At 41.9% G+C, this 20205-nt stretch carries 19 protein-coding genes and 1 tRNA gene; 19 read left to right on the top strand and 1 reads right to left on the bottom strand.

Annotated features, from left to right (window positions below; all coding sequences use genetic code 11):
• Nucleotides 1-25 precede the first annotated feature (25 nt).
• The 12 genes from DWX96_RS11715 to DWX96_RS11660 all read left to right on the top strand — a co-directional run bounded on the left by DWX96_RS11715 (nucleotide 26) and on the right by DWX96_RS11660 (nucleotide 13963).
• On the top strand, nucleotides 26-1015 hold the full coding sequence (locus tag DWX96_RS11715; RefSeq protein ID WP_117697941.1) for a DNA polymerase III subunit: 990 nt from the start codon (nucleotides 26-28) through the stop codon (nucleotides 1013-1015).
• 1 nt (nucleotide 1016) lies between these two features.
• The gene (locus tag DWX96_RS11710; protein WP_117842275.1) at nucleotides 1017-1928 is read left to right on the top strand and encodes a PSP1 domain-containing protein; all 912 of its coding nucleotides are present in this window, start codon (nucleotides 1017-1019) and stop codon (nucleotides 1926-1928) included.
• The gene (locus tag DWX96_RS11705; protein WP_118057520.1) at nucleotides 1915-2664 is read left to right on the top strand and encodes a tRNA1(Val) (adenine(37)-N6)-methyltransferase; all 750 of its coding nucleotides are present in this window, start codon (nucleotides 1915-1917) and stop codon (nucleotides 2662-2664) included. Before DWX96_RS11710 ends, DWX96_RS11705 begins: the two co-directional genes overlap by 14 nt.
• A gap of 19 nt (nucleotides 2665-2683) precedes the next feature.
• Nucleotides 2684-3454 (top strand): prolipoprotein diacylglyceryl transferase, encoded by a 771-nt coding sequence (locus DWX96_RS11700; protein ID WP_118057582.1) that lies wholly within the window; start codon nucleotides 2684-2686, stop codon nucleotides 3452-3454.
• 39 nt (nucleotides 3455-3493) lie between these two features.
• Nucleotides 3494-4336, top strand: a complete 843-nt coding sequence (rsmI, locus tag DWX96_RS11695) for a 16S rRNA (cytidine(1402)-2'-O)-methyltransferase (RefSeq protein ID WP_118057521.1) — start codon at nucleotides 3494-3496, stop codon at nucleotides 4334-4336.
• A gap of 209 nt (nucleotides 4337-4545) precedes the next feature.
• Nucleotides 4546-6606, top strand: a complete 2061-nt coding sequence (locus DWX96_RS11690) for a methyl-accepting chemotaxis protein (RefSeq protein WP_117842272.1) — start codon at nucleotides 4546-4548, stop codon at nucleotides 6604-6606.
• A gap of 123 nt (nucleotides 6607-6729) precedes the next feature.
• Complete coding sequence (locus DWX96_RS11685; protein ID WP_117697937.1) at nucleotides 6730-8070, top strand: ABC transporter substrate-binding protein; 1341 nt, start codon at nucleotides 6730-6732, stop codon at nucleotides 8068-8070.
• 220 nt (nucleotides 8071-8290) lie between these two features.
• Nucleotides 8291-9187, top strand: coding sequence for a carbohydrate ABC transporter permease (locus tag DWX96_RS11680; RefSeq protein WP_117697936.1), 897 nt, complete (start codon nucleotides 8291-8293; stop codon nucleotides 9185-9187).
• 2 nt (nucleotides 9188-9189) lie between these two features.
• Nucleotides 9190-10041 carry a carbohydrate ABC transporter permease gene (locus DWX96_RS11675; RefSeq protein ID WP_197420848.1) on the top strand — a complete coding sequence of 284 codons (852 nt, stop codon included), beginning with the start codon at nucleotides 9190-9192 and terminating at the stop codon, nucleotides 10039-10041.
• A gap of 17 nt (nucleotides 10042-10058) precedes the next feature.
• Entirely contained in the window at nucleotides 10059-11864 is a 1806-nt protein-coding gene (locus tag DWX96_RS11670; RefSeq protein WP_117697935.1) for a sensor histidine kinase, read from the top strand.
• Nucleotides 11864-12613 (top strand): response regulator transcription factor, encoded by a 750-nt coding sequence (locus tag DWX96_RS11665; protein WP_117697934.1) that lies wholly within the window; start codon nucleotides 11864-11866, stop codon nucleotides 12611-12613. Before DWX96_RS11670 ends, DWX96_RS11665 begins: the two co-directional genes overlap by 1 nt.
• 12 nt (nucleotides 12614-12625) lie before the next feature.
• A complete protein-coding gene (locus DWX96_RS11660) occupies nucleotides 12626-13963 on the top strand; it encodes a glycoside hydrolase family 30 protein (protein WP_117697933.1) in 1338 nt (445 codons plus the stop codon).
• Nucleotide 13964: 1 nt separating this feature from the next.
• Here DWX96_RS11660 and DWX96_RS11655 read toward each other — a convergent pair whose 3' ends face one another.
• Nucleotides 13965-15725, bottom strand: coding sequence for a DUF885 domain-containing protein (locus tag DWX96_RS11655; RefSeq protein WP_117697932.1), 1761 nt, complete (start codon nucleotides 15723-15725; stop codon nucleotides 13965-13967).
• A gap of 169 nt (nucleotides 15726-15894) precedes the next feature.
• On the opposite strand from DWX96_RS11655, the gene DWX96_RS11650 reads away from it, so the two are divergent.
• The 7 genes from DWX96_RS11650 to DWX96_RS11620 all read left to right on the top strand — a co-directional run bounded on the left by DWX96_RS11650 (nucleotide 15895) and on the right by DWX96_RS11620 (nucleotide 20196).
• Nucleotides 15895-16509: a nucleoside recognition domain-containing protein gene (locus tag DWX96_RS11650; protein WP_117842268.1), complete on the top strand. Its 615-nt coding sequence runs from the start codon at nucleotides 15895-15897 to the stop codon at nucleotides 16507-16509.
• The gene (locus tag DWX96_RS11645) at nucleotides 16509-17210 is read left to right on the top strand and encodes a response regulator transcription factor (protein WP_118057522.1); all 702 of its coding nucleotides are present in this window, start codon (nucleotides 16509-16511) and stop codon (nucleotides 17208-17210) included. The genes DWX96_RS11650 and DWX96_RS11645 overlap by 1 nt, the downstream gene beginning before the upstream one ends.
• A gap of 65 nt (nucleotides 17211-17275) precedes the next feature.
• Nucleotides 17276-17800 carry a spore maturation protein gene (locus tag DWX96_RS11640; RefSeq protein WP_022244272.1) on the top strand — a complete coding sequence of 175 codons (525 nt, stop codon included), beginning with the start codon at nucleotides 17276-17278 and terminating at the stop codon, nucleotides 17798-17800.
• A 189-nt stretch (nucleotides 17801-17989) separates the two neighbouring features.
• A tRNA-Met gene (locus DWX96_RS11635) sits at nucleotides 17990-18063 on the top strand.
• Nucleotides 18064-18326: 263 nt separating this feature from the next.
• Entirely contained in the window at nucleotides 18327-19166 is an 840-nt protein-coding gene (gene srtB, locus DWX96_RS11630) for a class B sortase (protein ID WP_117697929.1), read from the top strand.
• Nucleotides 19167-19205: 39 nt separating this feature from the next.
• Nucleotides 19206-19922 carry an NAD-dependent protein deacylase gene (locus tag DWX96_RS11625; protein ID WP_022244270.1) on the top strand — a complete coding sequence of 239 codons (717 nt, stop codon included), beginning with the start codon at nucleotides 19206-19208 and terminating at the stop codon, nucleotides 19920-19922.
• A gap of 58 nt (nucleotides 19923-19980) precedes the next feature.
• On the top strand, nucleotides 19981-20196 hold the full coding sequence (locus DWX96_RS11620) for a DUF951 domain-containing protein (RefSeq protein ID WP_117842265.1): 216 nt from the start codon (nucleotides 19981-19983) through the stop codon (nucleotides 20194-20196).
• Nucleotides 20197-20205: the final 9 nt, after the last annotated feature.

Raw genomic sequence — 20205 nt, 5'->3', positions numbered from 1 at the left:
GAAGCTTCAGGAGAAAGGAGCGCACATGGCAGGATTTGCAGAAATCATTGGACATGAACAGATTATAGAGCATTTACAGAATGCAATAAAAATGGATAAAATATCCCATGCATATATATTGAACGGACCGGACAAATCCGGCAAGAAAATGCTGGCGGAGGCATTTGCCCAGACCCTGCAGTGTGAGAAGCACGGCATTGAGCCCTGCATGGAGTGCCACTCCTGTAAGCAGGCAGTGAACCACAACCAGCCGGACATCATTTATGTCACACATGAGAAGCCGAATACGCTTTCCGTTGCAGATATCCGCAGCCAGCTTGTAAATGATGTAGATGTGAAGCCATACAGCAGCAGATATAAGATTTATATTGTAGATGAAGCAGAGAAAATGAACCAGCAGGCGCAGAATGCACTGTTAAAAACCATCGAAGAGCCGCCGGCATATGCGGTTATCATTCTGCTGACTACCAATGCGGATGCATTTTTACCGACGATTCTTTCCCGGTGTGTGGTATTGAACCTTAAGGTAGTTTCCGATGATAAAATCAAAAAATATCTGATGGAGCACTGTAAAGTGCCGGATTATCAGGCGGATGTGTGTGTGGCATTTGCCCAGGGAAATGTGGGAAAGGCAATGGCGTTGGCATCTTCGGATGATTTTCAGGAGCTGAAAGCTGCAGCCGTGCAGTTATTAAAGCGAATCCATGAGATTGAGCTTTATGAATTTAAGGAAGCCATCAAACAGATTAACGAATATAAAATGGAAATCAACGATTATCTTGATATCATGATGATCTGGTTTCGGGACATTTTATTATATAAAGCAACAACAGATGTAAATGGACTGATATTTAAGGATGAAGTCTATGACATAAAGAAGCAGGCAAGCAAGAGTTCCTACAGTGGAATTGAAGCAATATTAGAAGCGTTGGAAAAGGCAAAGGTGCGCCTTACGGCAAATGTCAACTTTGACCTTGTGATGGAATTGTTGCTGCTGACAATAAAGGAGAATTAGAATGACAAAAGTAGTTGGAGTCAGATTCCGCAGAGCCGGAAAGATATATTATTTTGACCCGGGTAAAGCAAAGATGGCGGCAGGCAGCCATGTTATCGTGGAGACTGCCCGTGGCATAGAGTACGGAACTGTGCTGATTGCCCCGAAAGAGGTAGACGATAAAGCAGTGGTTCAGCCATTGAAGCCGGTCATCCGCGTGGCAACACCGGAGGACGATAAGACTGAGCAGAGAAATAAAGAGAAAGAAAAAGAAGCATACAAAATCTGTTTTGAGAAAATTGCAAAGCATAAGCTTGAAATGAAGCTGGTAGAAGCAGAGTATACCTTTGATAACAATAAGCTTCTGTTTTACTTTACCGCAGACGGACGAATTGATTTCCGTGAACTGGTAAAGGATCTGGCAGCAGTATTCCGTACCAGAATTGAGCTGCGCCAGATTGGAGTGAGAGACGAGACCAAGATTTTAGGCGGAATTGGAATCTGCGGAAGAGAATTATGCTGTAAATCCTATCTGGCTGATTTTGCTCCGGTATCCATTAAGATGGCAAAGGAGCAGAACCTGTCCTTAAATCCGACTAAGATTTCCGGTGTATGTGGCAGACTGATGTGCTGTCTGAAAAATGAGGCTGAAACATACGAATATTTAAACAGCCGTCTTCCGAATGTGGGTGATACCGTTACCACAATTGATGGATGTAAAGGTGAAGTACAGAGCATTAACGTATTGCGTCAGCTGGTGAAGGTCTTAATCGAAGTAAATGATGAGAAAGAACTTCGGGAATATAAGGTAAAAGAGCTGAAGTTCAAGCCAAGAAGACGCAGAGACAATATCAAACTTTCTCCGGAAGAGATGAAAGAGCTGGAAGCCTTAGAGGATAAGGGAGGAAAGTCTAAGATTAATGACGTCAAGTAATGAGATTCAATTAAAACCGGATGAGCGTGTGGACGAGCTGAATCGCAAGGGTTATCGTATCATTCAGGATACGAAGCAGTTCTGCTTTGGAATGGATGCGGTACTCTTAAGTGCTTTTGTAAAGGTAAAGCCGAAACAGAGAGTGTTAGACCTTGGAACCGGAACGGGAGTGATTCCCATCCTATTAGAGGCAAAGACTTCCGGAGAGCATTTTACCGGGCTTGAGATTCAGCCGGACAGTGCCGACATGGCAAGACGAAGTGTTGCGTTAAATGGATTGACGGATAAAATCGATATCGTAACAGGAGATATAAAAGATGCCTCGAAGATCTTTGGGGCATCTTCTTTTGATATTATAACCACAAATCCGCCTTATATGATAGGACAGCACGGTCTTACGAATCCGGAGGAAGCAAAGGCAATTGCCCGTCATGAAATATTGTGCAATCTTACGGATATTATGAGGGAGAGTGCGAGAATACTAAAGCCGGGGGGACATTTTTTTATGGTACACCGTCCGTTTCGTCTGACGGAAATCATCTGTTGTATGCATGAGCATCGCATCGAGCCAAAGCGGATGCGGCTGGTATATCCATATGCAGACCGGGAGCCGAACATGGTACTTATCGAAGGCTGCAGAGGCGGGCGTTCCCGTATGACGGTGGAGAAGCCGCTGATTGTATACAAGGAACCGAATGTATACACCGATGAAATATATGAGATTTATGATTTGTAATGAAAGAAAGGAAAGACATATGTTTAATGAGATAACAATTGGACCGTTGACACTTCATACGTATGGACTGATGATTGGACTTGGATTTTTAGCCGCATATGCGATGTGTTATTACCGTGGGAAAAAGATGAAAATGGAAAAAAGCGGAGATATCCTTTATGGAATCTTCTGGTGTGCCATCATCGGCGGACTGGTGGGAACCAGATTGCTTTATTATATTGTAGAGATTCCGGAGATTATCAAAGACCCATCCATTCTCTGGAACTTTAAAAACGGTTATGTAGTATATGGAGGAATTATCGGAGGAATCTTAGTATCCTGGCTTTACTGCAGGATAAAGAAGGTATCTTTCATCGAATACTTTGACCTTGTTATGCCGGCAGTAGCACTGGCACAGGGCTTTGGAAGAATCGGATGTTTCTTTGCAGGCTGTTGTTACGGAAAAGCAACAGACAGCTGGTTTGGAATTACCTTTACTCATTCCGACTATGCTCCAAATGGAGTCAAGCTGATACCGACACAGCTTATTTCATCTGCAGGAGACTTCATGATTTGCCTGATGCTGCTTGCTTATGCAAAGCGTAAGCCGAAAAAAGGCAGAGTGGCATCCTTATATTTAATGTTCTATGGAATCGGAAGATTTGGTGTGGAATTTTTAAGAAGTGATTACCGCGGAAGCGTAGGATTCCTTTCTACTTCCCAGTTTATTTCCATTGGTATTGTGGCAGCAGGCATCATACTCTATCAGATGTTGCCGCGCATTTATGAAAATGCGAAGAAAGCGGAGTAAGAAGATATATAATACCACTTAAATAAAAGAGGATAGATTATGGCAGGAAAACTGTATCTGTGTGCAACACCCATTGGAAATTTAGAGGACATCACATTCCGGGTATTGCGTACCTTAAAGGAAGTAGATTTAATCGCGGCAGAGGATACGAGAAATTCCATTAAGCTCTTAAATCATTTTGAGATTAAGACACCGATGACCAGCTACCATGAATATAACAAAATTGAAAAGGCATACAAGCTGGTAGAGAAATTACAGGAAGGCAAAAATATTGCCCTGGTAACAGATGCTGGAACACCGGGTATTTCTGATCCGGGAGAAGAACTGGTCCGTATCTGTTATGAAAATGGCATCGAAGTAACATCCCTTCCGGGACCGGCAGCCTGCATTACTGCATTGACCATGTCTGGACTTCCCACCAGACGATTTGCCTTTGAGGCATTTCTTCCAAGAGATAAAAAAGAACGTGCCAGAGTCTTGGAGGAACTGGCTCAGGAGAGCCGAACCATGATAGTATACGAAGCTCCACACCACCTTCTCAAGACCTTAAAGGAGCTTTATGAGGTTCTTGGAAACCGTGAATTAACGGTTTGCAAGGAGTTGACCAAGCGATATGAGAACGCGACAAAAACGACATTCGAAGATGTCATAAGATTCTATGAGGACAACGAACCAAAAGGAGAGTACGTTTTAGTTATTTCCGGAAAGACATTTGAGACAAAGGAACAGGAAGCAAGAGAAGCCTGGGAGAGCCTTTCCATCGAGGAACATATGGCACATTATGAGGCTTCCGGCATGGAACGAAAGGAAGCCATGAAGCAGGTGGCAAAGGACCGCGGCATCAGTAAGCGGGATGTCTATCAGGCATTGTTAAAAGAATAGGAAGAATAACAGGAAACCAATATAAGGGACAATGGACAGAGAGCAGCCATTGTCCCATTTTTGTGTAATATGAAAATAATCCACTTTTTTAAAAAGCTTTCGACTATTTTTTATAAAAAGTCAATGATACGATAAATAATATCAACCAGATAATGGAGAAAGTGTCGGGAAAAGGGTGACTTTAAAAGGGAAGAAAAGGAGGATTATGTATGCACAAAAGAGATCAGAAAGAAAAAAAGGAACTGCCTTTTTACAAGACGATTGCGATGAAACTGATTTTGGGATTTCTGGTTCCGGTAGCCGGAATCGTTATACTGGGGCTGGTTTCCTATAACAAATCTTCATACGCAATTGTAAGCAAGTATAAAGAATCGGTCGAGCAGACCATAAATATGATGCAGCAGTGCATCGGGCTTGCAGTATCTAGTGAGGAAGATGAATTCAAGCGGTATCTTACGGATACAGAGATGCAGAAATACATTTCCGGAATGTATACAGATTCAGAGGAAAAGAGCCAGAAGAAAAAGGTTACAGATGAAGTAAATACAAAGACAGTGGTAGACGAGAAAGTCAGTGGAATTGTTTTTCTGGCAGAGGGTGGAAAAAGTATTTCCGATAATACAAATCCGGTAAACAGTGCCGGATATTCGGAATATGTAGAAACACAACAGGGACAGAAAATGGCAGCAGATTCCACTGACTGGCTGATATTCGGGCAGGATAAAGAAGCGGATGAAGTACTTGGATTAGATAGCAGTACCTATAGCATCCGTCTTGTAAAAAATTATAATGCACAAAAGGGTGCAATTCTTATTGATATGGACGCTTCCTATCTGCGGAAAGTCATGGAATCCTTAAATCCGGGAACCGGCGGTTATACGGTGCTGGTGACCAGTGACGGACAGGAATTTTATGGACAGGAAGACAATATTCCGGATAGTACCATGATATATGACACCGGATTTTATAAGGAGGCACTTTCTACAGAGGATGAGACATTTAGTACAATGACAGAGATAAATGGAAAGAAGTATCTTTTCCTAAGCAGCCGGATTCCGGAAAAAGATGCACTTTTATGTGCCTTGGTGCCGGAAGAGAATATTATGGCAGAAGCAGCACAGATCCGGACATTGACGGTAATTCTTTCCATCTGTTTTGCCGTTGTTGCACTTATACTTGGCGTAATGATTGCGCAGAATATGTCCGGAACGATACATTATATTCTCCGCAAACTGCGTAAAGTAGCAGACGGAGACCTGACGATACATCTGACTACGAGAAAACAGGATGAATTCGGGCTTTTGTGTGAAGGAATCAATCATACCGTAGAACATGTAAAGGAACTGATTGTCCATGTCAATGAAGTGAGTAACCAGTTAAATGAAGCAGCAGGTTATGTCAATGAAGCGTCCGGCACTTTCTTAAAGACCTCTCAGAACATACAGGAGGCAGTGGAATGTATAGAAACAGGAGTAAATAAACTTGACAATGGAGCAGAAAACTGTCTGACACAGATGGATGCATTATCTGGTAAAATAGCAGATGTAAGTCTGCATGCACAGGAAATAAGTAATCTTACATCTTCTGCAGGAACAACGATTGAATCTGGCATACAATCGGTACAGGGACTGACCAGCAGTGCGGAATCTACGGTAGAGATAACCCGCAGCGTAATTGATGCAATTGAGGAATTGGAAGAACGTTCCAGAGCAATTAATGAGATTGTCGCAGCAATTAACCAGATTGCAGAGCAGACCAACCTGTTATCCCTGAATGCATTTATTGAAGCAGCCCGTGCCCAGGAGGCAGGAAAAGGATTTGCAGTAGTTGCAGAAGAAATCCGTAAATTATCGGATCAGTGTCTGGTATCAGCAGGACAGATATCGGATATTGTAGCAGAAATCGTGGAAAAGACCGGAGAAGTGGCAGAAATTGCACGAAAAGCAGAAGAAATAGTTTCTACACAAAGTGGTGCAGTAGAAGAGACGACGCAGTCCTTCCGGCAGATAGATACGCAGGTAGCCTCTTTGTTAATTGCATTGGATACAATCAGCAATAATGTATCGGAAATGGATAGCTCCCGTTCTGAGACATTAGAAGCAATAGAAGGCATTTCCGAAGTGTCCGGGGAAACGGCAGAATGTTCCGTTAAAGTATATGAGAGTGCAGATTCCCAGCTGGGTGCAGTAAAAGAATTAAAAGAAGCATCTGTAAATTTGAGAGAAAGAGCCAGCCGTTTAATCGAGACTTTGGGTAAATTTATCGTATAAAGAACAAAATTATATTAAAAAATTGCACTTTTTTGAAAGTTTGATGACTGTTTTTCAAAAAAAGTGAATGCTAGAATAGAATCATCAAATGAAGAGAGACATTTGAAAAAAGGAGGTATTATGATGAGGAAAAAAATTGTATCAGTGTTATTAACAACAGCAATGGTAACAGCAATGCTTGCAGGATGCGGCGGAAAAGATACTACAGCAAGTAGTGATGGTTCCGAGAAGAGCCCATCCGCAGAAGCAGGAAGTTCAAGCGGGGATGAAATTACATTGAAGGTATTCTCCAACCTGCCAGACCGTAAAAATGGTCAGGGACTGGTAGAACAGAAAATTATTGATGAGTACATGGAAGAGAATCCAAATGTAAAAATCGAAGTAGAAGCTTTGGATGAAGAAGCTTATAAGACAAAATTCAAAGCATACTCCATGGAAGGACTTCCGGATGTTGTAAGTATCTGGGGACAGCCGGCATTCTTAGACGAAGTGTTGGATGCAGGAGTACTTGCAGAATTAAATGAGTCAGATTATGATGATTATGGATTCGTATCCGGTTCCTTAGAAGGATTCAAGAAAGATGGAAAACTTTATGGACTTCCAAGAAATACAGATGTTGCCGGATTCTATTACAATCAGAAAATGTTTGAAGACAATGGCTGGGAAGTTCCAAAGACATATGATGAACTGTTGGAATTAGCAGGAACAATCAAGGATGCAGGCTATATTCCACTGGCAATGGATGGTGGAGATGGATGGCCAATGGCAGTTTATTTATCTGATTTACTTTACAAAGTAGCAGGAAGTGATTATTCCAGTATTGTAAGCAATGCAGTAGCAACTGGTGATTTTACAGATTCAAGCATTGTAAAAGCAACAGAACTACTGAAAGAAACAGCAGATGCAGGATTATTCCAGAATGGATATGATTCACAGGATTATGCAACTGCACAGAATCTTTTTATCAATGGTCAGGCTGCCATGTATTATATGGGAAGCTGGGATGCATCCATGGCATTGAATGAAGATATTGACGAAGATATCAGAACCAACATCCGTGTATTTACCATGCCGGTAGTAGACGGTGGAAAAGGAACTGCAACAGATATCGCAGCATGGAATGGTGGTGGATATGGAGTATCCGCATCTTCTGAACACAAAGATGAAGCAATCAAATTCTTAAATTATATGTATCAGCCGGATAAACTTTCCAAATATGGCTGGGAAAATGGTGTAGGAATGTCTGCACAGGATCAGTCAGCATATATGACAGGTGATGAAACAGAATTACAGATGCAGTTTGTAGATGCAGTAAATAATGCAACAAGTGTATCCGGAACCCCAATCAATGACTGTGGACCATCTGCATTTAAGACAGGCATTGAAAGTGAGATCCAGAGTGTTTCCAATGGAAGCATGAGCGTAGACGATTTCCTTTCTTCTATCGGAAAAGCCTGCCAGTAAACAAAATTAATTTCATAGCATTCTCCAAATTCTTTTAATTACATACCCTATCAGGAGCCGCAGATCAATCTGCGGTTCCTCTTTTTTTATGCATGCAGGAGAAAAAAACATATATAGGTATGTGAAAATATTACACCTTTTCTAAAGACTGGTATCTGTAAACCACATGGCCCGGTTGCTATAATTTTTATAAAGAAAAAACATAGGGAGGGAAAATATAGTGAAGAAACTTTACAGTAACAAGTGGGTTATTCTGAGTCTGGTACTTCCGGGGTTATTCTTATTTGTATTTGCAATATTAGCTCCAATCTGCCTCAGTGTATATTATGGATTTACCAACTACTCAGGAATGGGCTCTTATCAGTTTGTTGGGTGGGAGAATTACAAAAATCTGTTCCATGATGCAGCCTTTGGAACATCACTTCGGAACTCACTGCTTTTAGCAATCGGATTTATTTTTATCCAGCATCCGCTGGCAATGATCGTAGCAGCAGTCCTCGATAAGCTCGGAGGAAAAGGAGAGAACTTCTTCCGCTGCGTATACTTTATTCCAAATGTAATTTCCGTAGCAGTTATCGCATATCTGTGGAAATTCATTTACAATCCGGATTTTGGATTGCTGAATAACATTATCAAAGCCTTTGGCGGAAAAGGTGATATTAACTGGTTCAATTATGACACAGCAATATGGGCAGTCTTAATCGTCTTAATCTGGCATGGATTTGGATGGGGAATGTTAATTTACTACACCGGAATTAAAAATATTGATCCGGTATTGTATGAAGCAGCAGCAATTGACGGAGCGACACAGATACAGACCTTCTTTAAGATTACATTACCACAGATGAAGCCGGTTATTCAGGTAAATGTAACCATGGCTGTTATTTCTGCATTAAAGCAGATGGAGACGGTATATCTGTTAACCAATGGCGGTCCGGGAAATAGTACACAATTTGCAGCAAACTATCTGTATCAGCAGGCATTTAAAGCATACAAATATGGATATGGAAATGCAATCGGTGTGGTATTCATTATTATCTGTCTGTTAGTAACTGTAATTTTAAATAAGATTTTTGAAGAAAGAGAAGCAAAAATTAAAGTAAAGGAGGTCGCATAATTATGGAAATGATCGGAAGTAAGAAGAAGAAAAAGAAGCTGTCGAAACCAATCCTGTATGTTATACTTATTATAGTTGCGGTAATACAGATATTTCCATTAATCTGGCTATTAGATTTTTCACTGGCGAGCAGTTCAGAAATGTTTACCAACGGACTTCTGGTAATGCCGAAGAAAATCCAGTGGGGCAATTACGTAAAAGCTTTTGTAGATGGTAATTTCCTCTGGTATCTGAAGAATAGTATTTTAATCAATGGATTAGCAGTGCTTCTTGTAATTGTAGTATCTATTATGTCGGCATTTGCATGCCGTAGAATGAAATGGAAATTAAGTACATTCGTAAAAACACTTTTATTAATGGGACTGATGATTCCGATTCATGCGACACTGCTTCCGAATTATAAGATTTACAGCCGCCTGGGAATGACAGATACCATCTGGGCATTGTTGATACCATATGTTGCATTTTCACTTCCACAGGGATTGTTCTTAATGACAAGCTTTATGGAATCCATTCCGGTAGAGTTAGAGGAAGCAGCAGTAATGGATGGTTGTGGAATATATCGTATTTTATTCCAGATTATTACACCAATGTTAAAATCCTCCATTGCAACTGTAGCAATCATGACGTTCTTAAATAACTGGAATGAATTTATGATGGCAAGTACCTATTTAAGCTCTGATAAATGGAAGACACTTCCATTCTCGGTTCTTGAATTTACCGGTGAGTATTCGTCAAATTACGCAGTACAGTTTGCAGTTATGGCATTGACAGCAGCTCCGGCAGTTATTGTATATATTATATTGAATAAACATATCACCAAGGGTGTTGCCATGGGTGCAGTAAAAGGATAAGAGAGGGTACATGAGGGATGCAGAAGATTAGAAAATGGATAAACGGTCTGAGTGTAAAAGCAAAATTAATTATTTATGCATATGCAATCTTTACGCCTGTACTGATTCTCATCTGCGGCATCCTGATGGTACATAATTATAAACAGGCATCCAGTGACCGGTTGGAAGGTAACCGTGCCAACGTGGAATCCTTAGCAGAGAATATAAGTCTGCTACAATCGGATGTAAAAGATTATACAACCTATATCTGTATTAACCAGGAGATAAGGGGATTATTATCGGAACGTGATTCTGCTCCTTATAATGCAGATGCAAGATTGTGGCAGAATAATGGACCAATGGAAGTGGTTCAGGATATGATTTCCATGCGTGGAGAGATTAAGACAATAGCTATCTATCCGGAAAATGGAATAAGACCTTATTTAAGGGGTATGGATGGAAGTGTAAATCTCTCCACAATGGAAGATATACGGCAGACACAGATTTATCAGGAAACGGTGGATACAAAGCTTGGAATGATATGGAAAAGCGTGGATGCAGACGATAGTGGACCGTATCTTGCTAATTTCTCAGATAAAGTAGTGCTCTGCAGGGAAATTTATGATCTGTCACATAAGAAAAGACTTGGATTTATTGTAATAGGTGTTGGAAAAAGTAAATTTGAAGAACTGATGACCAATATGGTGAAAGAAGGCGGAGAAGCCGTAATGGTCGTAGATCCACATACGGGGGAACTGGTAACCGTTGGAGATGTGGATGATAAATTAAAAAAATATCTGACGGCAGAAGAATTCCGTCAGCAGGATTACAGAGAGAGGGAAAAGGATTTCATCTGGGGAGATTATGAAGTCATTTGTACCCAGCTGAATAAAGAAGGAGCAATTACCTGCAAGATTATACCAAGACAGCAGGTGCAGGCTCAGATAAGAAGTGTCGTTTATATGCCACTGGCATTACTGTTTGGACTGTTGATTGGCATGTTTCCGTTTTTTATGATTATTTCAAATCTTGTAACCAATCCGTTGCGAAAAGTAAGCGAAGCCATTTTAAAATTCTCTGCCGGTGATTTTGAGCAGCAGGTAAAAGTAGAAACCAATGACGAAGTCGGACAGGTGGCGGAATGCTTTAATGCAATGGTCGGAGAGATTAAGAAGCTGATTGATGAGAATTATGTGATTACCTTATCGGAAAAAGAAAGTGAGCTGGCCGCACTGCAGGCACAGATAAATCCGCATTTCCTGTATAATACGCTGGATTCTTTGTACTGGCAGGCAACAGAGGCAGGTAATGATGAAATTGCAGAGAGTATCTTATCACTGTCGTCATTGTTTCGGCTGACTTTAAACCAGGGACGCAGCATAATTACGGTAGAAAAAGAATTCGAACTGGTCCGGGAGTACTTAAAGATACAGAAAATGCGTTTCCCAAGAAAGCTGAATTACGAATTACATATTGCAGATGAAATTAAAGATGCAAAGATTCCCAAACTGATTATTCAGCCATTTGTGGAAAATGCAATTGTACATGGTTTTGAAAATGTCAGCAAACCGTGTAAACTTACCATAACAGGAACGCGTACCGGAGACCGTATTCATTTTGAAATAAAAGATACAGGAGTAGGAATGAAGCAGGAACAGATAGATGCTTTATGGGAAAATGAACCGGTCAATTATTCCAAACAGAGAATTGGAAGATATGCAATAAAAAATATCAGGGAAAGACTTCAGTTGAAGTATCATGAGCAATATATTCTGAAAATAGAAAGCACAGTTGGAGAAGGGACAACTGTAATACTTGAGATTCCATTTGAGGAGGGAGATTAATGGGGATTAAATTACTGATCGCAGATGATGAAGATGTTATATGTAAAGGTGTTGCGAAATATCTAAGACTTCATACAGACCGTTTCAGTAAAATTTATGAAGCAGAAAATGGAGAAGAAGCCTTAGATGTTATTTATCAAAAACAGCCAGACATGATGATACTGGATGTGCAGATGCCAATTAAGTCGGGATTGGATGTGATGCGGGAAGCAGCTAAAGCCGGGATAAGACCGATTACGGTCATTCTAAGTGGTTATGATGAATTTACTTATGCTCAGAAAGCAATCAAATTCGGAGCCAAAGAGTACCTTTTAAAGCCGGTCCGTGCAGCAGATATTCTTACATTGCTGAATAATCTGGCAGATGAATATATTGGAAAAGAAGAGACTGTGAAAGAACAGTCTGAGGCAGCCGCCGATAAAGAAAAAGAGAATCCACTAGTGAGTGAAGCCAAAGAATATATGAAAGAAAATTACGCAAGCAGTCTTACGTTGGCAGATGTGGCGGAATATCTGCAGATATCCACAGGCTATCTTTCTACGTTGATGAATCAGAATTTGAAATGTGGATTTACCGATTATCTGAATCAGATCCGTGTGGAAAGAGCGTGCTGTTATCTGGAGCAGAATTTCCTTAAAAATTATGAGATTGCTTATAAAGTGGGGTTTAATGACGAAAAATATTTCTCCAAAGTATTTAAGAAAATCAAAGGAATGTCACCGAAGGAATATCGGATAAAAGAGCGGTAAAGGAGGAAGTTTATGGAACTGACTTATTATACAACTACATATAAAGGCAATAAAAAAGAAACAAAAGAAGAGCATCATGTATTTGTAGATGATAGAGGAGAGGAGAATCAACTAATTAATCTGTATCCGCAGATTACCATGCAGAAAATAGAGGGATTTGGTGGAGCAGTTACGGATTCAGCTGGATATGTCTATTCCCTGTTAGATGACAGCCAGAAGAAAAAGCTGGTAGAGACTTATTTTGGAAAAAATGACATGAAATACAATCTAGTGCGGATTCCAATTGACAGCTGTGATTTTTCAATTGAGCATTATGAAGCAGATTCTGATGAAGAAGATAAAGATTTTGCAGAATTTTCTTTTGCACGGGTTGAAAAATATATTCTTCCATTATTAGATGCAGCAGAAGCATCCTATGGTGCAAAACTTGATATTATGTTATCTCCATGGAGCCCGCCAGCATATATGAAGACTAATGGAGAGAGAAATCACGGTGGAAAATTAAAAGAAGCTTATAAAAGACGGTGGGCAGAATATCTGTGTCGTTATATAGAAGAGTACAGAAACCGTGGCTATCATGTGACGAAAATGACGATGCAGAATGAGCCAAAGGCAGTGCAGCCATGGGATTCCTGCATTTATACCGCACAGGAAGAACGGGATTTTATAAAAGATTATCTTCATCCTGCACTGGTAGAACATCATCTTGATGATATAGAACTTTATATCTGGGATCATAATAAAGAGCGTGCGCTGGAATGGGCAGAGACAATCTTTACCGGAGAGACAGCTGATATGGTGGCAGGTCTGGCATTCCACTGGTACAGTGGAGATCATTTCGAAGCATTGCAGATGATAAAGAAACGTTTTCCGGATAAAAAGCTGCTCTTATCCGAGGCATGTATTGAATACAGTAAATTTGCTGCGAACGATTATCTTAAGAATGCACAGAAATATGCACATGATATGATAGGTAATTTAAACAATGGAATGCAGACATTTTTAGACTGGAATCTGCTTCTGGATGAGCAGGGTGGTCCGAATCATGTGGGAAATTTCTGTGATGCACCGTTTCTCTTTGATACAAAGAAAAAAGTGGTGATGGAAAGTAATATTGCAGGATACATCTGGCATTTCAGTCATTTTATCGAGCCGGGAGCAATCCGGATTGGAATGACACGTTATACAGACGAACTGGAAGTAACAGCATTTCAGAAAGAGGATAAAATCAGTTTTGTAGTATTGAACCGTACAGAGAAGAAGATTCCTTTCTTTTTGAGACTGGATAATACCTGTGTCAGTCTTGAATCAGAGCCGGAATCCATTGCAACAGGTGTAATTGTACAATAGCTCACCAATAGTATTCTAAGTATTTTTGGATAATATCAAAAGGTGCAGGACCGATGGACAACACTGCCTGGTGGAACTGTTTATCGGAATAGGAATCCCCGAAGGTTTCTTTGGCGTAGTCCTTTAGCTGAAGGAATTCCAGGCAGCCAATATAATATTTGAGATAATGAGCCGGCTCCGCTACGATATAGTCGTAGATTTCGGAGACGGCTTCCTTATTGTCGATGCCATAATCACTTAAGAAGTCCTTAAGGTCACTGAGTGTCCAACCCTTTGCATGAATGGATAAATCTGCGGTGGCATAGAGGCTCAAAAGAGCGGACTGGTTGTGCATAAGGAGCGAAGCCTTTTCCTCCGTCAGACCGGCATAAGAGTAAGAGAGCATTTCCACATAAGTTGCCCAGCCCTCTACATAGCCGGGATAGTTGAGAATACTCCGGATGGGTGCACAGCCGGAGGCAGACGTAGTGGTAGTCTGATAGAGATGTCCCGGGAATCCTTCGTGCGCCAGTGTGGTGAAAAGCTCGAAGCCTTCGTAGTGGCTGCGGGGATTGATATAGATGACATTATGGGAAATGTCATCGATAGGGGCCGTCAGATAAAAGGCGGGAGCCATGGAATCCTGCATACAAGGATCCACGGAGCGGACAGAAAAATCCGTTGAGACCGGCGGCAGGAAATCCTTTGCAATAGCGGAAGAAAGACAGGTAAGCATCTCTTCCGGGGTGGCATCCTTCAGCGGAAAATCATCGGTAGTAAGAGAAATGCCGGGATGACTGGCAGCAATCCCGTTGATGGCAAGAAGGTCGGATTTCCGTTGCTTTTCCGTCATTTCTAAAAGTTCATCTATGGAATGGGAAGAGCCGGTGGCATCATAAACCAAAGCAGCATAATAGTCTGAGCCATCCGGAAAATAGCAAAGTCCGGCGGAGTTACTGCCACTACCTTTGTGCTCCACCAGAAAATCCCGCAAAGCTTCATAGGCTGGCAGAACATATTCCCTAAAAGCAGCTTCATTTTCGATACAGTAGGAAGCCTGTTCCTCTGCTGTTAAATCAGGAAGTTCCGCTACTTTATTACGAAAAGTAGTAATCAGATAATGCTCAGAACTGTTATCACAGAAGGTATTTAAGTCTGCAATCAGCGTATCCGCCTGGGTATCCGAAAGAAAAAGTCCCTCATTGATTTTATTCGTTTCATAATCTAAGACAGAATCAAAGCAGGATGGGATCAGTGAAAGCAGAGTCAGATAATCCTCCACATCTTTACGGTCATAGAAATGGTATTCTGATAGCAGAACCGGAAGCTGGGCAGGAAATCCCGTGGAAGGACGCAGGATTTCCGGGTAATAGGTATAGTCCGACTGACTGCGGTTAGAAGAGACATAGTCATTTAAAATATCATAGGTCAGCTTCTGCTCGGTGGTCAGTACCTCATAGTCATAGGACTGTAACCCACAGGAGATATTTTCGATATTTAAGGCAGATTGCTTTCTAGCATCGGCAGAATAATCCGGCAGAGCAATTTTATAATCGGTAATGCCATAGACTTCCGGCTGGCTTAAGGTATAGTGAAGGGTCAGGGTATCGGAGGTTACTTCGCATTGAAATAAAAGACTGGTATATTCCTCAAAGGAAATGGAATCCGGCGCAATATAACCGGAATCAGAAGCCGACTGGTCTTTGCTGCACCCGCTTAGAAGAAATAAGGATAAAGCAAAGCAAATGGTTATCAGAAAAGGAGAAATATATTTGTGCAGCATAGACGGCCTCGGATGAAGAGTGTTCAACAAAGAATATGAAAAAAATCGTATCGATATGACAAAAGAACGTGATATGGCAGAAGAGGGTGTGCTATAATCACCAGAGAAAGTAGTTCCTTCCGGGAAAACTGCATATAGTAGAGTAACGGGAAAGCAAAAGAGGTTCGAAATGAATTATCTGTGGGGATTTATGATTCTTGTGGGAGTGCTCTACGGTGCAATCAACGGAACACTGCCGGAAGTGACCGAGGCAGCAGTAAACTCTGCCAAAGAAGCAGTGGCATTAGCCATTACGATGACAGGAGTCATGGCGTTCTGGATGGGAATGATGAAAATTGCGGAATGCAGCGGCATTGTAAAAGCGGCAGTAAAGAAAATGCGGCCGGTGCTGACATTTCTTTTTCCGGATATACCAGATGACCATCCTGCCAATCATTACATAGCAGTCAACATGATAGCCAATATGTTAGGCCTTGGCTGGGCGGCAACGCCGGCAGGCTTAAAGGCAATGCAGCAATTACAGGAGTTACATATTGCCAGACTTAAGGCAGCCGGAAAAAATATACAGAAGTATTCCGGAAATGCCACAAAGGAAATGTGTACCTTTTTGATTATCAACATATCGTCTCTGCAACTGATTCCCATGAACATTGTGGCATACCGCAGCCAGTACGGCTCGGTGCATCCGGCTGCTGTGGTGGGACCGGGACTTGCAGCGACCATTATCAGCACAGCAACGGCAGTCATTTTCTGCCGGATTGTAAGTCGAAGGAGAACGGATTAATGTATACCATAGGAATCATCGAACAGGATAAAGCATTGGGGGATGCCATGGAGCAGGTACTGGACGAAAAAGGCTATTTTACAGTGCGGGCGGATTCCCTCACAGATGCCGGGGAGTTATTTCAGCAGGTTATTGTGGATATGGTGGTATTAGACCTTGAGCAGAAGGAATTTGCCGGAAAAGAGGATGTAGCAGCAATATGGGAGAATACCTTCCTCGCCCTGGTGCAGGCAAAGCCGCTACTATTGATTCGGCCGGAGAAAACCGGCTCTGTTTTTGAACGGTGTAAAAAATGCATAGAACGGGCAGACGATTATATCAGAAAGCCCTTTGATATACAGGAATTCCGCATCCGGGTGGAAGTACGTCTGAGTAAGATTCCGGCAGAAAAAGAGAAAGTAAGATTTTTCTATTACGAAGAGATAAAGCTGGATATCGAGAAGCGGCTGGCGACCATTGGCGGGCAGACTACGAAGCTTACCAGAACAGAAGCTGCTATTTTAAAATGCCTGATACAGCGGAACGGACGGACAGTGACAAAGACCACGCTGTTAGACGAAATTGCAGAAGATACACCGGACTGTGTGGAAAGTTCCATCAAAGTCCATGCCAGCAACTTACGACGGAAACTGCGGGAATTAAGCGGCAGGGATTACATCGAAACCCGCAAGGGCGTGGGGCTGCGCCTGCGGAAGCAGTAAAAAGAGGCATGATAGTTCTCCTGCCTGCATAGAATGAAAAAGAAGCTCTTAGCAGGAGAATGAGGATGCGCTTTCTTATGTTCCTGTCAGATGCCCTGATTCCGATACTGGTCTTTTACATAGTAGGATTCGGCATTCTGATGAAGAAAAATGTATATGACGATTTCTTAAAGGGAGCAAAAGAGGGCATACAGACAGTGGTCGGAATTCTGCCAACGCTGGTGGGACTTATGGTAGCAGTCGGGATCCTAAGAGCCTCCGGGCTGTTGGACTTCATTTCTACTACCTGCATGGGCTGGACGAAACATATCGGAATCCCTTCCGAGCTTATCCCCATTGCCATTGTCAAAATGTTTTCCTCCTCGGCGGCAACCGGACTGCTGGTGGATTTATACAAGGAAGCCGGATGTGATTCCTTTGTAGGAATGGCAGCCTCTGTCATGTTAAGCTGCACCGAGACCATTTTTTATACCATGTCAATTTATTTTATGTCGGTAAAAGTACGAAAGACCGGCTTTACACTTCCGGGGGCATTGTTTGCTACGCTGGCAGGAATTGCGGCAAGTATCTTTTTGGCGGGACGGGTGTAGACTTTCCATAAATAGTGTGCTACACTTTTTCTGGGTTGACGAAGACTGTACAGGACTTCAGATGATGAAGATACAATTCTTCAAAAATCAGGAATAAAAGTGCTTGTAACTGTATATTATGTAAGGCAGGGACATAGAAATTTGACATTTGCAGAAGGAAGGACTATAATAGCTTTTGCAAATAAATAGCGCGGGATGGAGCAGTCTGGAAGCTCGTCGGGCTCATAACCCGAAGGTCACAGGTTCAAATCCTGTTCCCGCAACTCTTTAACCACTGCCTTATGGGCGGTGGTTTTCTTAGTTTACAGGAAATTGCTTTCCTGTAAAGTAAAAAACGCTCCGCGAGGATGCGCACTGCGGCGTATAAGGTAGATGTCGCAATCGACCGCCGCAGGCGCGAGAATGTGCCAAGGCACATTCTTTTTTACGCGAGTTGCTCGCAGTTACCAACGCATCCGTAAGAAGCTGCCAGTGGCAGATTCTGTAGGTCTATTGCAGCAAATAGAGAAAAATAAGGGGTGTGACAATGACAGGAAAGATTAAAAATGAGCGAAAGAAGAAAAAGCAGCAGAATATCCTGTTTCGGATTTTATTTCTGCTGGCACTGGCAGTATTTTTGTATGCGGCAGTAAGATTGATTCTGTATGGAATTACTTACTGGAAAGGAAGCCATGAATATAAGGGACTGCAGAAATATGTCAGGGAGCAGCCAAAGGATGAAAGCAGTACGGAAGAAAACGGAGAATTTACCGTAGATTTTTCCGGATTAAAGGAGCTGAACCCGGACTGCATCGGCTGGATCCGGTTTGAAAATATTGATATCAGCTATCCGATTATGCAGGGAGAGGATAATGAATATTATCTGAAGCATACCTTTGAGGGACAGGCTGTAACAGCGGCAAGTATTTTCATGGATGCCAACAATCATGCTGATTTTTCTGACCAGAATACTTTCATCTATGGTCATAATATGAAGGACAAGACCATGTTTGGTAAATTAAATGACTATAAGGATGAGGAATTTTATAAAGAAAATCCGTATTTTTATATTTATACACCGGATTATACCTACCGTTATGATATTTTTTCCTGTTATCTGGCAAGAGTGGATAATGAAGTGGATTTCTATACCCAGTTTGCATCCGATGAGCAGTTTCAGGAATTCTTAGATGGTGTAAAGGCGCAGTCAGCGTATGATACCGGCGTAGAGGTAACACCAGAGGATAAAGTAATTACATTGATGACCTGCAACAAGGCAGGCTATGATTACCGTTTCTTGGTACATGCGGTACAGACAGAGGCAGTTCCAAACGGTGACGTGGCACCGGCAGAGGAGAATGCAGGCACAGAAAGCGAAGCGGAATAAAAGAGAAAGACTACTTTTAATGGAACAGGAGGCAGCAGAATGGATGGTATCGAGACATTAAAGCAATGGGTCATGGACTCAGATAATATTGTATTCTTTGGAGGTGCAGGTGTATCTACGGAGAGCGGCATTCCGGATTTCAGGAGTGTGGACGGACTTTATAACCAGAAATACGATTATCCGCCGGAAACCATCTTAAGCCACAGCTTTTATATGCGTAAAAAAGAAGAATTTTACCGATTCTACCGGGATAAAATGCTGTGCCTGGATGCAAAGCCTAATGCAGCGCATAAGAAATTGGCAGAGCTTGAGGCAGCCGGTAAGTTAAAGGCGGTTGTGACGCAGAATATTGATGGACTGCATCAGGCGGCCGGCAGCAAAAAGGTATTAGAGCTTCATGGCAGTGTCCACCGGAACTACTGCCAGAGCTGCGGAAAGCTATTTGATGCCGAATATATTTTAAAGAGTAGTGGAATTCCAACCTGTGATGAATGCGGCGGCAGCATCAAGCCGGATGTGGTTTTATATGAGGAAGGCTTAGACCAGCAGACCTTAGAGGATGCGGTGTATTATATCAGCCATGCAGATATGCTCATCATCGGAGGTACTTCACTGGCAGTATACCCCGCAGCAGGACTTATCGATTATTACCGGGGCAATAAGCTGGTGCTGATTAATAAGTCCACCACGCCATTGGACAACCGGGCAGACTTACTGATACAGGGCAGCATCGGAGCCGTATTGTCAGAGGTCTGAAAGAGGCAGAAGAAATTACCTAATAATATAGAAGATAGTCATAGAAGAAAGGGACGACATGAATAATTATCAATACGAAGTAGGCGATATTGTAAAATTAAAAAAACAGCATCCCTGTGGAAGCCAGGAGTGGGAAATTCTTCGGGTAGGAGCGGATTTCCGGTTGAAATGCATGGGTTGTGACCATCAGATTATGATTGCCAGAAAACTGGTGGAGAAGAATACCAAAGGTCTTCGAAAAAAAAGTGAGCAAAAAAATGAAACAGAATCGTAAGAATAATAA

Source organism: Roseburia sp. AF22-2LB (assembly GCF_003461125.1).
GTDB classification, from domain to species: domain Bacteria; phylum Bacillota; class Clostridia; order Lachnospirales; family Lachnospiraceae; genus Roseburia_C; species Roseburia_C amylophila.
This window is presented reverse-complemented; position numbering and strand designations above follow the sequence as displayed.